A 14,605-nucleotide genomic window follows, 5' to 3' on the forward strand; every position below is an offset into this window, starting at 1 on the left:
GTCATGGCCGAGTTGTCGCAAGTATCGGTGACGGCGCTCAAGGGTGTCGGTGAAGCCATGGCCGAGAAACTGGCCAAGGTCGGCCTGGAAAATCTGCAGGACGTGCTGTTTCACCTGCCCCTGCGTTATCAGGACCGGACTCGCGTGGTCCCAATTGGCCATCTGCGCCCGGGGCAGGATGCCGTGATCGAAGGCACCGTCAGCGGCGCCGATGTGGTCATGGGCCGCCGGCGCAGTCTCGTCGTGCGTTTGCAGGACGGCACCGGTGGCCTCAGCCTGCGCTTTTACCATTTCAGCAACGCGCAGAAAGAAGGCCTCAAGCGCGGCACGCGGATTCGCTGTTACGGCGAAGCGCGGCCCGGTGCATCAGGGCTGGAAATCTACCACCCGGAATACCGCGCCATCACCGGCGACGAACCGCCGCCGGTGGATGAAACCCTGACGCCGGTCTACCCGCTGACCGAAGGCCTGACCCAGCAACGTTTGCGCCAGTTGTGCATGCAAACCCTGACCATGCTCGGCCCGACCAGCCTTCCCGATTGGCTGCCAACCGAACTCGCTCGCGACTACCAACTGGCGCCACTGGCCGATGCGATCCGTTATCTGCATCACCCGCCTGCCGATGCCGACGTCGACGAACTCGCGCTTGGTCATCATTGGGCGCAGCACCGCCTGGCTTTCGAAGAATTGCTCACTCATCAACTGTCCCAACAACGTTTGCGCGAAAGCATGCGCTCGCTGCGCGCACCGGCGATGCCCAAAGCCACTCAGCTGCCGGCCAGATATCTGGCCAATCTGGGCTTCGCTCCGACCGGCGCTCAACAGCGCGTCGGCAACGAAATCGCCTACGACCTTAGTCAACACGAGCCGATGTTGCGCCTGATTCAGGGCGATGTTGGCGCCGGGAAAACAGTGGTCGCCGCCCTTGCCGCGTTGCAGGCGTTGGAAGCGGGTTATCAGGTCGCGCTGATGGCGCCCACCGAAATTCTTGCCGAGCAGCACTTCATCACCTTCAAGCGCTGGCTCGAACCGCTGGGCATCGAAGTCGCGTGGCTGGCCGGCAAACTCAAAGGCAAGAACCGCGTCGCCGCGCTGGAGCAGATTGCCAGCGGCACACCGATGGTGGTCGGCACGCATGCGTTGTTTCAGGACGAAGTGAAGTTCAAGAACCTCGCACTGGTGATCATCGACGAACAACACCGCTTCGGCGTGCAACAACGCCTGGCGCTGCGGCAAAAAGGCGTCGGCGGGCGCATGTGCCCGCATCAATTGATCATGACCGCCACGCCGATTCCGCGCACGCTGGCCATGAGCGCCTACGCCGACCTCGACACCTCGATTCTCGATGAACTGCCGCCCGGCCGTACGCCCGTCAACACCGTGCTGGTGACCGACACACGTCGCGTTGAAGTCATCGAACGGGTACGCGGCGCTTGTGCCGAGGGGCGTCAGGCCTATTGGGTCTGCACCCTGATCGAAGAGTCGGAAGAGCTGACCTGCCAGGCCGCCGAAACGACTTATGAAGACCTCACCGCTGCACTGGGTGAGCTAAAGGTTGGCCTGATCCACGGTCGCATGAAGCCGGTGGAAAAAGCTGCAGTCATGGCTGAGTTCAAAGCCGGCAATCTGCAATTGCTGGTAGCCACCACAGTGATCGAAGTCGGCGTCGATGTGCCGAACGCCAGCCTGATGATCATTGAAAATCCCGAGCGTCTCGGCCTGGCGCAGTTGCACCAGTTGCGTGGCCGCGTCGGTCGAGGCAGCGCCGCCAGCCATTGTGTGCTGCTCTACCATCCGCCGCTGTCGCAGATTGGCCGTCAACGCTTGGGCATCATGCGCGAAACCAACGACGGCTTCGTCATTGCCGAGAAAGACCTCGAACTGCGCGGCCCCGGTGAAATGCTCGGCACGCGCCAGACCGGCCTGCTTCAATTCAAGGTCGCGGACCTGATGCGCGACGCCGATCTGCTGCCCGCCGTGCGCGACGCCGCCCAGGCATTGCTCGAGCGCTGGCCGGATCACGTCAGCCCGCTGCTCGACCGCTGGCTGCGCCATGGGCAGCAATACGGACAAGTGTGAGCACGGTCGCAGTTTCTGGACCCTGCCGTTAAACAAGCTGGTTATACTCCAACGAATGTTTGAATACGGACACAGACTAATGACTGAAGCTGCCCTTGCCCCCGAAACCCCGCATGCTCCGTCTGTTATTCGGATGCTGCTGGAAAAGCTGGGTATCGCTTACGAAGAAGTCCTCGACCATCACGGCTTGAACGCCTCGCGCAAAGTGCAGGCGGTTTTGCTCGATGATGCCGTGGGGTCGCTGATGATCCTGTTTCCGCAAAGCCAACTGCTCGACCTCAATCGCCTCACTGAACTCACCGGTCGGCGCCTCACGGCGGTGTCCACCGAACGCCTGGTGAAGATGCTCGGCAAACACAACCTGAGCCTGCTGCCGGGGTTGCCCGCGTTGACGAGTTCGCCGTGTCTGTACGAAGAAACCCTGCTGCGCGAGCCCAAGTTGCTGATCAACTCGGGTGAGCCGGGGGTGTTGCTGGAAATCTCCAGCGATGATTTCAAAACCATGCTGACCAAGGCCAGCGCCGCCAAATTTGGCGAGAACCTGACCAGCATCCGGCCGAACCTCGATCGCCCCGACGACGACGGCAAGGAAATCACCCAGGCCGTTCAAGCATTCACCGCACGACGCATTCAGCAACGCCTCGAAGCGACCATCGAAATTCCGCCGCTGGCCGAGACCGCGCAGAAGATCATCAAGCTGCGCGTCGACCCCAATGCCACCATCGACGACATTACCGGCGTGGTCGAAACCGACCCGGCGCTGGCCGCACAAGTCGTCAGCTGGGCCGCGTCGCCGTACTACGCTTCGCCGGGCAAGATTCGTTCAGTAGAAGATGCGATCGTGCGGGTGCTGGGTTTCGACCTGGTGATCAACCTCGCGCTGGGCCTTGCCTTGGGCAAAACCCTGAGCCTGCCCAAAGACCACCCCCAACACACCACGCCGTACTGGCACCAATCGATCTACACCGCCGCCGTCATCGAAGGCCTGACCCGCGCCATGCCGCGCGCGCAACGCCCGGAAGCCGGCCTGACCTACCTTTCCGGCCTGTTGCACAACTTTGGCTACTTGCTGCTGGCCCACGTGTTCCCGCCACACTTTTCGCTGATCTGCCGTCACCTGGAGGTCAACCCGCACCTGTGCCACAGCTACGTCGAGCAACACTTGCTGGGCATCAGCCGCGAACAGATCGGCTCATGGTTGATGCGCTACTGGGACATGCCCGAAGAACTGGCCACTGCGCTGCGCTTCCAGCACGACCCGAACTACGACGGCGCCTTCGCCGAATACCCGAATCTGGTTTGCCTGGCGGTACGTCTGCTGCGCAGCCGCAACGTCGGCTCGGGCCCGGATGAAGACATCCCCGACGCCCTGCTGGAGCGCCTGGGGCTGACACGCGATAAGGCCGATGACGTCGTTACCAAAGTGCTTGAGGCTGAAGTTTTGCTGCGCGAACTCGCCTCGCAATTCACACAGCCCTGAAAGCATTCGCAGGCAAGCCTCTCCAGTGGGAGCAAGGCTTGCCCGCGAAAAACCTACCTCGGTCTGCCTGATTCACTACAAACCCTGTGGCAAGGGGACTTGTCGGAACGCCGCATCGCCCCCCTGGGCTGCGAAGCGGCCCTGAAGTCGGAGAGGGTGTTGTATCAGGCGTACAGTGTTGTCCGGTTGCGACTGCTCCGCAGTCGAACGGGGACAAGTCCCCTCGCCACAGGGTTAACCATTGACCTCAAGCCTTCGGCTTGGCCTTGCGCGGTTTCAAATACTTGGTCAACCCCTGAAACCAGATTACCAACGCCGGGTTGCCCTTGATCTGAATCGACTTGTCCTGAATCCCTGTCATGAACGCCAGCTGCTTATTCTTCGCCTGCATCGTGGCGAAGCCATACGCCGCATCCTTGAACGCGATCGCGAACGCCGGCTCGGGGTACATGCCCGATTTGCTGGTGATGCGCTGATTCTTCACAAAGAAATGCCGCGCGACTTTCCCGTCCAGGGTTTGAAGCTGGAAGACTAATTCCTTATCACCCAGCTGCTGCTGAAACGCGGGATTGGTCCGACTGGCCTTACCCATCAGCAAACCCAGCATCCACAGAAGAAAACGAAATTTCATGCGTGCAGCCTCAAGAAGAAATGAACGGCGGGCGGCAGTGTAGCGGCTTAAGTGAGTGGCGGCACTATCGACTCGTATTTGAAGAAGATCGAATGGTTTTTGCTGTCAATGACTGCCAAGTCAGTTTGCAACTGATGATTGCCAGTCTCTGTCGGCGATCTTTAATTCGCTCCAGAAACTATCGCACCAACGTCAACTCACCATCGCGATACAGCACCTCACATCCCAGCCACGCGACATCGACGTGAGGCAGTACCGCCGAAGGTTTGCGCAACTCGCGCAGCAATGTCGAACCGTGGGACAAGCGCCCGCCCATGCGCGCAATCACCGCCCGCGCATTTTGGTAATTCGCGTGGCGTCCTGGGTCGAGCGTGTCTTCAAGCAAAATGTCGTCACCGAGAATGCCTTGCACCTGCCCCGGATCAATCATGAAACCTGTTGCTTGCTCGGTGCCCTCACGGCCGTCCTGCCAGAAGCTACCGGCGCGGGTCCGAATGTCTGGATGTGGCGCAAACCAATACGCTCAGTCGGCCATCGGCATGGCGTGGTGCAGACGGAAGAACACCCGCATCAAGTTGTCGCGGTACCACTCGCGCACTTGCAGGTAATAACCGCGCAGTCCCGGCAGGCCCGTCGTATGGGCCACACGGACAAGGCCCGACCATTGGGGAAACGCCTGTAATGGCAGATCCGACAGGGCCGGGCGCGGCGTGGCGGGATCGGTTTCCCAGGGCAGTCGATGCGGGCTGTTATCAAGGTCGTCATAGGCGGTCGGCGGCCGCCCTAGCAGATCGCCGCCACTGCTCCCCAACGCAGTGGCGATGCACAGGTTGCCTTGCACCACGAACACATAGAACCGCGTGAACCAATCCGCCAGTTGTTGGCCGTTGGCACCTTGGGTGATCAGCCCGGCCAGTTCTTCGTCGAAGTGGCGCAACTGCTTTTCCAGCGTTAGCAAATGCCCTCGCGCGATGCGTTGCATGCGCAAAAACAATGGCAGCGAACGCACCAGACGCAGCGGTCGCCAAGGCAGCGGCGGCGTCGCACCGCCCACCTCACCGGCGTAACTGCTGGCAGAGATACCCCAATCGGCCAACCGCGCAAGAAACAGGTCATTGTTGATATACGATGCGCCGCCAAACACCGCGGTGAACGGCTCGTTATCCTGCAACACCCGCGAATCCCAACGCGCCATGATCGCCGGAATACTGGCCGTTGCACGCCTTTGTGCGTACTCCACCAGGACGCTTGGCTGTGGCGGCAGGATCTCGGCGATGGTGGCGGCCGTCAGATGACGACGCCAGCCGTAGTCGCTGATTGGCCGGTATTGCAACAGCCACAGTTGATTACCGTCCCAGGCCCATTCAACGTCGCCGGCCACATAGTGAAACACCCGCAGAACATTCTGCAGAAAGTCCCACAGCAGGTCAGCAGTCAAACCGTGTGACGGCTTGAAAGTGTCGCTGCTCCACGAGCCGCCAAGCCGGGAAATAACGGCGCGCTCAGGACTCACCTGACCATCGGCCAGCGACTCGAGATGCCCTTGTACCCATTCCAGTTCCACCGACAGGTGACGCACAAAAGCGATGCCGGACAACTGCGGCGTGATGAAGCGCTGCACGACCACCTCTTCAACGCCCGCCGCGCACAATTGGGCAATGCGCGCCGGCACGTTGTGAGTGGGTTCACGCAGGAATGTAGTGCTCAAACCGGCATTCGCCGCATCGGCCTGATCCTCGCCGTAACTCGAGGAACGCACCGCCCATGTCGCGTTCGGTTGGCTCGCAAGGAACGCCGGCAAACGTGAATCATCACACGCGTTGAGCGACAGCGCTGGCGGCACCGCTTGCCCGGCCAACTCGGCCAGGCGCAACCGACCACCCTTGGTGTGGGCGACGAACCCGCGCGGGCCCGACTCCAGCCACTCGGCAAATTCGGCTGGCAAGTCGTTCCACGGGTAATGCCCCCAACCGGCTTTCAGGCTGACGCTCAGATCAGCGCGGGCCAGAATGGCCGACCATGCGGCGGCCTGTTCGATGCCCAGCACATTGTCCTGATCACCCCAGACCAGCTCGATCGGGTCGGTGATCCACTCCAGCAGCGGCAACGCGGTGTCAGCGCGCACCAAGTCCCAGTACGGCACAAACGCGCGACAACGTGCGTACCCGGCGCCCATGCGCTGATACTGCGCAGGCGTCCAGGTCTGGTTGGAAAACTTGTGCGCAAACAGCGCGGGCTTGTTCGACAGCAGCCAGTGAATGGTCTTGCGAATCGCCAGCGGCGACATCAACGCCGGCAGCCGTCTCTGCCACAGAAAAGCCCCCACTGGCGCCAACAGAACACTGCGGCAAAAGTGCCCGGGCTGGCGTTGCAGTGCATGCAGCACCAGCAACGCGTTGACCCCGACCGCAATAATCGCGCTGCCCTTGACCGTCGCCGTCAGCAACGCCTGGGCGTAAGCGCTAAAGTCTTGGCACGGGGCTTGCGGATTGTTGCCGAAACCCGGCAGCTCGAGTGGCACCATTTGATAGCGCTGAAAATGCGGCAACGCATCATCCCACCACTCGGCGGTGCCACCGTTGCCGGCCAGCAGGTACATCAGAGGCTTGCTCATGGACGGTCCTCAGGCCAGATCGTGAACGCGCTTCAAGGCTTTGCCGACTCGCTCGGCGTTGTGTTTGCCGCGATGGCGCGACGGTCATGACGATAGAGCCAGATCAGCGGCGGCAGCAGGGTGAGCAGCGCCAAACTGTCGACCGACAGGTGCGACCAGACGCGCGCCTGAGCGGAGATCCACATATCTTGCGGCGCCCACAGCACGATGCCAGCAATCAACCAGCCCCACGCCGCCGGACTTCTCAGTCGATGTCCGATGCTCACGAGGGCAAGCATGTAGAGGGAAAAGCTCTGCAGCGTGGCGCCGAATATCGCAACCCACCAGACTTGTTGGGCACGGGCGGTGATGGGTGCGGCGTCGGCTGCCCAGAAGGCTTGTTCGATGGTCAGCAAGTAGCCATCGAGCAATCCCGAATGGCCCGCCCAGGTCAGCACAACGCCGACGAGCAGATGCACCATGGCGGCGGCATACAGCCAAACCATGAGCGCGGAGCGAAGGGTGTTTGAGGGGACTGGCATTCCGTGTCCTGAGGTCTTCCTGGGAGGGGGCAAGTCTAAAGGAAAATGGGGGGTTGGGTGATTAATCGCGGGGGTGGTTTTGCTGATGATCTTTCCACAGCTGAACGGCTAACAGCACTCGGCATGGATCACATTGATTGCTCGAGTCGGACGGAGCGCACAGCGAAAATCTAGCGAAAACGCAGATACAAAAGGGAACATCGAGTTCCCTTTTTTTGGCGTTTCTTGAGGCGTTACTGAGCATTTAAATGCATTGTTAACTTTTTACTCAATGAGTCAGTCAGCACAATGCGCATTCAAGAGTCACTTTAACGCCTACAAGCGACTAATGTTTGATATGCAGCAGTGCGGCGGGAACCCATCCCACGGTCTTTGTTTTTCCAGCATAAATTATTTTATAGTAGAGTTCGTCGCCGCCTTGAAAAAAATCACTCAATAAAACTTGATCGCCCTTTACCAAATAAGCTTTCCGCAGAACGAATTTTGAGTCGTCACCTTTATCGGACAAATAGGCTTTCGTCGCAGCTATGACCGCGATCACTGGTTCGGATGTGCCTTCATTAACAATTTCAGAATCGGAGCAAGACGACTCATCACACCTCTGCCGTTTTTCAAGTTTCTCAGCAAATTGTTCACGCTTTTCGCAAAAGTAGTAATCCTTTATAGCCCGTGAAAAACACAACTGGTCGTTATGAGTAACAGGCCCTTCGTTATAATTGCTTCTGATTATGTCGTCAGTGAAGTCAGGGTTCGATATCATGCGGACGGCGGATGCTTTGAACTGATCGGCATCCTCCTTGAAGACAAAAAGAGAAAAACTTTCATTTACATCATTTTCGGCATATTTGAGGGCCAAAATACACACATCTGAACTTTTGTATGAGCCGAAAAATATTGAAAGATCTTCCAATTGCTCATCCAGACCAAGGTTGTAGCTCTCACCAGACGCTTTGACAACACTGATGCGCTCCCCTTTCAGCTGAATTTCACTATTAGAACCCACGCAAATAGCGGGCAGCGCATATTCACTCTCAGGTTTGATAACGACACTTCTAAACTCAGCATATGCAGCAGTAGAAAAAAAAGCCGCACCTGCGAGGAATGCTAAAGACGCCCTCATTTTAATTCACCTTTGATTTTTTTGAAAAGCGCTTGCCGCTCCGCTAAATGGTTAGCACCACCGTTCACGACTTTTGTTATTTTCCTTACAACTTCATTATCTATTTCCTCGACCGACAAACCACCTTGTGCATTCAGCTCCTGATAGTATCGATCAATTTTTTTGTTTAGATTCTCACCTTTAAAGACAGTCCAGAACCAAAAAGATACTTTGACTGCGTGCTCTATACTCTGAGAAACAATCTCCGGATTGGCAACACAATCGAGGCCAGTGTACTCCTTGTATTTTTCGTACGCGCTCTTCCAGGTAATTTGAATCAGGCCTTTGCCTTTATATTTCGGCCCACCCCCTATCGTGGTGTTTCCTGATTGCATAATTTGGTGATGCCGCTTGCAGGTACGACTGTTCGCCCCCTGAGTTACGCAGACGCTTGCCGGATGCACGCTCAGATCATAATCATTACCGCTCGCATACTCCTTCGTCGTTCTAAAATGATCACTTTCATGATAGCACTGAGCCAAAAAGTGCATTTTATAAATACATTTATCGAATCCGTTGACGGAAAATGCAGTATTCAGCAAACCTATGAATTTCTGCGGATCAACGTTGTAGGCGTCACAATTGGTAGGCATGTTCTGCGCCGTGAATAATCGTGCCCCTCCAAAAATACTTCTGAAATTGGTTACATTCAGTTCACAACATCCTGCACTCAACAAATTTTCAACAAACGCGACAGGATGAAAATGCCAAAGCAAGCTCGCACTGACAGCAGCTTTCCCAGTGAGCTCATTCCAAAAAACGTAGCCACCAATACGCTCTTTTTCATGCCTCAACGTCTTCGGGGAGGTTTCCAATAGCTGATCCAGTTTGCTCCACTTCGCAGAGTCCGCTGTGTCCTTCCATTCGGTCGGATGATGAGCGATCAGCTTCGACCAGCGTGATCGTGTTTCAGCATTTTTTAACTCATTCGTGAGCTCAGCTGCGTCAACTTGGCCGTCGTGATTGGCGTCAATTTTTGCGAACAAGTCTTTGAAGAACTGCGGCATGTCTTCGGGATCAAGGAAACCATCCGCGGTGGCGTTTGTTTCTTCAACAATCTGGAACCCCAGTTTTTCCCAGTCGTGCTGAGTTACGATCTGGGCGCCTGCTTTCTTCACAATTCCGCTGACCGGTTGACCGTCCTCGGTCACACTGACCTTGTACCAGTCTTCAGTACCTTCTTTTATCACCAGAGCTTTACTAAGGTCGACAGCATGGTCGAGTTTGAGCACTGTCGTGCCCGTCGCTGGTGCTGTTTTCTTGAGCTCAGTTCCGGTCAGCAAGTGCAGGTATTGCTTGCCTATTTTCAAACCGGCAGCGTTCTTCAGGAAGTCTTTGACGTCCGATTCGGCAGTAAAAATCTCGACATGAACCTGATACTTACTGGTCACACCGCCGTCTTCGCCTGTGAGATTTTCAGTTAGCCCTAGATAGCCGATCGGATCGCCAGCCTTGATGCCAATGCCGGTTGATACAACCCTATCAAAGTCCGTTGGAGTAACAACATCCCAGTGCACATGCTGACTTGCTGGATCGTTTTCGACGATTGTCCAGAATGTCGGCGGTGCATTCCCTGTTGGCTGCCAAACGCCGCCAGACACCAGCGTGCATGGGGCCATGCGTCGCAATACATTGCCAACCACGAGGTTAACGACTTCCTTGCTATCGAACTCGATAACGCTATTGACCGCCAGCTCCAGGCCGCCATCGACGGGCGCACCAGCAGGCTGTCCGTTTGTTGGATTCGTCGGACTCTGGCGTATAGGTAGCCGTTTAGTCGCCCTGGCTTTAACTTTTCCTTGCCAGTAATTTGGCCGGGCGCGCTCTGGTATGACGTCTGCAGACCAAATACGGTGGTGTTGAGAGTTTTTGTATGGCTCACCATCCTTCAAATAAGCGAACCAAATTTCGGTTCCAACCTCGCGAACTTTAAGCGGACCAGCCTTCACGCTGCCGGAAAGAATTTTGCCCTTGGCGTAGGTGATGTTGTTGACATCCTTCTGCTCAAGAACTTCAAGCTTGGTCCCGTTCGCCACTTTACCGGGTGAGGTTATATCGCTCGACAAAGGCGCCTCGTCATACGCCTTGAAGTCCCCGACCTTCATGGTCACCTTCGGTTTGGGCGTTTCATCCGGGGATAGCGGATAGCGCTTAAAAGGCAGCAAATGCATGTAAAGGCTGTAGAAATTCAGCTTGTTTTGCTTACCTTTATTCGCACCCTCTTCCGGGTTAGGCGCAGATTTATACTCGTGTCGCACAAGGCAGAAGGAGTTGGAGTACTTCAGCTTTTTCTCGTTGTCACCAAAGGTCGACTCCAGGTAATCCTGATTCAGACGATATGCAACGACCTCTCCATCAGCCATGCAACGTATGGGCTCATTGAGCACGCACTGCGGTGCACTTTTGTCACTGATGTGGATACCGCCATGCCAGAACTTATTGCTGCCCAGCAAATAGTGGCCTGAGGTTTCAGCTTCAAGCGCTTTGTAAACGTCTTCCGCATCAGTGAACTGCTTTCCGTCAGCCTTTCTAAACGGATATTGAAAATTCATCACGGGCGATGCTGTTGGTGCTACAGCAGAGGTTTGAGCTGGAGGGGGTGCTGCCGTTGGCTGCGCTCCACTTTGGTATTGAGCCTTGGGTCGCAAATACTTGTTTGGCATGGGCCAGTACCCGCTGCCAGCGCCGTATTTTGCGGACTTAGGGCCGGTCGAAGTTTGCGAGCCAAAAAATTTGCCTTTGGTGTGGGTGACGTCCATTTCTTCGATTACGCCGGTGTGGCCCAGTGTTGTCCATAGCGCAATATCACCCGGCTGGACATTGCCGAGCGCGATCACTTCAAAATGTGTGGTATCTGACGCTAACGCCCCGGTGGTTCTATAAGGAATGGTGTAGCCCGCGTCGCGAAGCATGCGATTCAGCAGGTGTGAGCAATCGATTTCCTTACGACCATCGCTATCAGCATCTACGTTTCCGTTATCACCATAACCGTATTCATATCCGGTTTGCGGGTAGTTGACCCGTTGCTCGAGTAATCCTGTGCTCATCGGTAGCGTCCTGCTTTAAAGGCAATAAATTGAGTTATTGGCAACGATGCCTTGGGTAGTTAACCGCTCGACCCCGCGCGGCCCGGCCTCGTGATGCTTCTTCTCGGCCTCTTTGTAACAAGCCAAGGCTCTGGGCAAATCGCTCGGGACAATGACACCTGTTTCGTAGGCGCTCCCTAACTGGATCAATGCCGCCGTAGATCCCAAACGTGCCGACTCCACAATCGCACTCAATGATTTCTCTGGATTAATGCAGGCTCGCGTCTCTTCGTAATTACCTTCATCACAATAAAAATCGGCTAGCGCCAAACCGGCGTCCGGCACACTCTTCGATGCGGTGACAAGTAGATCTAGAATTTTCGCGTTCGCCAATCGCGGCGCCTGTCCGGACAGACTGATTCCCGCAGCGGCAAAGGCCGCCTCTGCGGAGCCCTGTTCCGCACCGTCTAAATAGCTATCCAGCGCCGAGACGTACAGCTGAGCGGAGGAGGCCGACTCAGTAACGATGCCTAGTTGGTTGTAGAGCGCGCCACGTTTCAGCGCGCGAGCACCAGCATTCGACTTCACATCTCGAGTATCCATCACCTTCTCAAGCGACCAATCTTCAATGCGATCCAACGTCCAGCAGTCGGCGTGCTTAAACGTGAAGATCTTTAAAACTTCGCCCTTTTGATCACGTACGAACACCTGGTTCGGCAGCTGAACGTTGATGCCCAATTTAGACTTCTCGATGTGGTCTGGCGAAAGTACCGCCAACGACTGAGCATCCAGCACCTTCAATTGCTTCTGCACCACTCGCGGTGTGGACCCGGTGGCGACTACCGTTTGTTCGATCACTGGCGAAGCCGTAAACGCTTTCTGCACCTCAGGCGTGACCGAGAACTCTTTTACGAAACCGGCGAAGTCATGACTCGGACACTGCGCCGCAAAAGCATCTGAACCCATCCCCAAGGCCAGCAGCACCAACCAATTCATACCTAAATGCCGCACTCGATTGTTCGTCATCACGACACTCATCACTCAGAAAACACAAAAAAAGCTTTCGGTTTAACTTTCTCAGGCACCGCATTCCCCAACGCCTGATCCATCAAACTCCCCGCCTTGTCCTTATCCGCCGCCCCCGGCAACATCGGAGGCTTAATCCCGATCCCCGTCCCATTCCCCGCCGACCCACCGGCATTAATCTTCACCACCGGACCAACCACCGTAATCCCACCCGCGTCCAGCTTGATAAAACTGCCACCACCCTTGATCGTCAGCTCGGCCCCAGCCTCAATCACAATCTTCGCCCCAGCCTTCAGGTGAATCTCTCTCCCGACGCTGGTCAGCTGTGCGGTGCCCAGCTTCACATGCTGGTTCTGCCCAATCGTCAGGTGATCATCGAGTCGCACTTCGACTTTTCGATCTGCAATCGTGGTGCGGTGCTCTTCGGCTTTGAGCTCGGTGTAGGTGTTCTTTTCCACCGTGTCGTGGCGTTCGTTGCCGACGCGGATTTTCTGGTCGTGCTCGATGTTTTCATCCCAGTCACGCTGGGCGTGGAGGTAGATCTGTTCCGCGCCTTTCTTGTCTTCGATGCGCAGTTCGTTGTACCCGCCGCCGCCCGGTGAGCTGAGGGTTTTGAAGACGCTGCGGGTTTTGTTTGCCGGCAGGTCGTAGGGGACGGGGTTTTCCTTGTGGTACAGGCAACCGGTCACCAACGGCTGGTCGGGATCGCCTTCGAGGAAGGTGACGAGGACTTCCATGCCGATGCGCGGGATGACGATGGCGCCATAGCGATCCCCCGCCCAGCTTGAAGAAACACGCATCCAGCAGCTGGTTTTGTCGTCGGCCGCACCGATGCGGTCCCAGTGGAACTGCACCTTGATGCGGCCGTACTGGTCGCAGTGGATTTCTTCGCCTTTGGGGCCGGTGACTAGGGCGGTCTGGCTGCCGAGGACACGCGGTTTGGGGTGCTCCAGCGCCGGGCGGTAGAACACCGCCCACGGGGTGGCGAGGAAGCGGTTGCGGTAGCCTTGGTGGAAGTCGTCTTTGTTTGCGGTAGTGTCGCTGGTCACCGACTCTTCGAGGACTTGCGGCTGTTTGCCTTCATGGACGATTTCGGTGAGCAGCCAGAGGTCGTTCCACTCGGTGCGCGGGTGGTCGGACATCTCCAGGAAATGGCCGCTGATCAGGCGTGTCTGGTCGCCGTTGCCCTCGGCTTGCTGGTAGTCGGCGCGGTGGCGTTCGAGGGCGCGCTGGCTGAGGAATTTGCCCCGCGCGCGGTCGAGGAAGCGGCCGGGGTAGTCGTAATCTTCGAGGTCTGGCTCTTCGCTCTGCACATCAGGCTTGTAGGCAGCTTCGAGTTGCAGGCGTGGTTTTTCGAAATCGTAATCGCGGCGAGTGATTCGGCTGGTGCGGGTTTCCAGGCGCAGCTTGAAGCCTTTGATCACCGGTTCGTCAGCGACCATGCCGCTGCCCTGCACGTAGGCGGTGGGTTGCCCAAGTTTGCGGAACACGGTCTGGTCGTCGCCGAATACCAACAGATGGCCGTCGGTGCTGTGCTGGAAGTGGTAGTGAATCCCTTCCTCTTCGCACAGGCGCTGGACGAAGTGCAGGTCGGTTTCGTCGTACTGCACGCAGTAGTCGCGGTCCGGGCAAGGCTGGCTGAGCTGAAAGCTGTAGGCGTTGCCCTTGATGCCGTGTTCTTCGAGGATCAGCGCGATGATTTTCGGCGCGGACATCTGCTGGTAAATGCGCTGGTTGGTGCGGTGATGCAGGTATTGCAGTTGCGGCACCAGGGAGATTTTGTAGCGGGTCAGGCGCTTGCCGGCATCACCTTGGGCGACGCGGTAGATCTGGCCGTGGATGCCACTTCCTTGCGGATCGAGTGCCAGAAATGCCTGTTTGTGCAACAGCTTTTCCAGGTCCAGATCCGGGTTTTCGCTCACCAGTTCGATGTCGAAACGATACGGCTGGCTGATGCCCTCGGTGCCGGTGAACGACAACACTTGCAGGTTACCGTCGTAATCTTTCACGCTCAGGCTGAAATGCGTTTCGTTAGCTGGATTGAACATTGCTTGCTCCCTGTTCGGTAG

8 protein-coding genes and 1 pseudogene are annotated in these 14,605 nt (G+C 56.8%); 2 read left to right on the forward strand and 7 right to left on the reverse strand.

The genetic code is table 11. The features are described from left to right. The first annotated feature begins 3 nt into the window (after nucleotides 1-3). Together recG and ACYZT1_RS00210 are read left to right on the forward strand one after the other, a co-directional pair. Complete coding sequence (gene recG, locus ACYZT1_RS00205) at nucleotides 4-2,079, forward strand: ATP-dependent DNA helicase RecG (RefSeq protein WP_462017123.1); 2,076 nt, start codon at nucleotides 4-6, stop codon at nucleotides 2,077-2,079. Between the two features lie 79 nt (nucleotides 2,080-2,158). Further along, complete coding sequence (locus tag ACYZT1_RS00210) at nucleotides 2,159-3,559, forward strand: HDOD domain-containing protein (protein ID WP_462017124.1); 1,401 nt, start codon at nucleotides 2,159-2,161, stop codon at nucleotides 3,557-3,559. Nucleotides 3,560-3,806: 247 nt separating this feature from the next. Here the strand turns inward: ACYZT1_RS00210 and ACYZT1_RS00215 are convergent, their stop codons facing one another. The 7 genes and pseudogenes from ACYZT1_RS00215 to ACYZT1_RS00245 all read right to left on the reverse strand — a co-directional run bounded on the left by ACYZT1_RS00215 (nucleotide 3,807) and on the right by ACYZT1_RS00245 (nucleotide 14,584). Then, entirely contained in the window at nucleotides 3,807-4,190 is a 384-nt protein-coding gene (locus tag ACYZT1_RS00215; protein WP_462017125.1) for a helicase, read from the reverse strand. Nucleotides 4,191-4,368: 178 nt separating this feature from the next. After that, nucleotides 4,369-6,804: pseudogene (locus ACYZT1_RS00220) on the reverse strand (alpha/beta hydrolase). A gap of 32 nt (nucleotides 6,805-6,836) precedes the next feature. Beyond that, nucleotides 6,837-7,325 (reverse strand): cell division protein, encoded by a 489-nt coding sequence (locus ACYZT1_RS00225; protein WP_462017126.1) that lies wholly within the window; start codon nucleotides 7,323-7,325, stop codon nucleotides 6,837-6,839. Nucleotides 7,326-7,650: 325 nt separating this feature from the next. Further along, a complete protein-coding gene (locus ACYZT1_RS00230; protein ID WP_462017127.1) occupies nucleotides 7,651-8,445 on the reverse strand; it encodes a hypothetical protein in 795 nt (264 codons plus the stop codon). Then, the gene (locus ACYZT1_RS00235; RefSeq protein WP_462017128.1) at nucleotides 8,442-11,531 is read right to left on the reverse strand and encodes a glycoside hydrolase family 19 protein; all 3,090 of its coding nucleotides are present in this window, start codon (nucleotides 11,529-11,531) and stop codon (nucleotides 8,442-8,444) included. The genes ACYZT1_RS00230 and ACYZT1_RS00235 overlap by 4 nt, the downstream gene beginning before the upstream one ends. Before the next feature lie 15 nt (nucleotides 11,532-11,546). Further along, a complete protein-coding gene (locus ACYZT1_RS00240; RefSeq protein ID WP_462017129.1) occupies nucleotides 11,547-12,536 on the reverse strand; it encodes an SEL1-like repeat protein in 990 nt (329 codons plus the stop codon). 11 nt (nucleotides 12,537-12,547) lie between these two features. Next, nucleotides 12,548-14,584 (reverse strand): type VI secretion system Vgr family protein, encoded by a 2,037-nt coding sequence (locus ACYZT1_RS00245; RefSeq protein WP_462017130.1) that lies wholly within the window; start codon nucleotides 14,582-14,584, stop codon nucleotides 12,548-12,550. Between the last annotated feature and the right edge of the window lie 21 nt (nucleotides 14,585-14,605).

This window comes from Pseudomonas sp. PB3P13 (genome assembly GCF_054897735.1).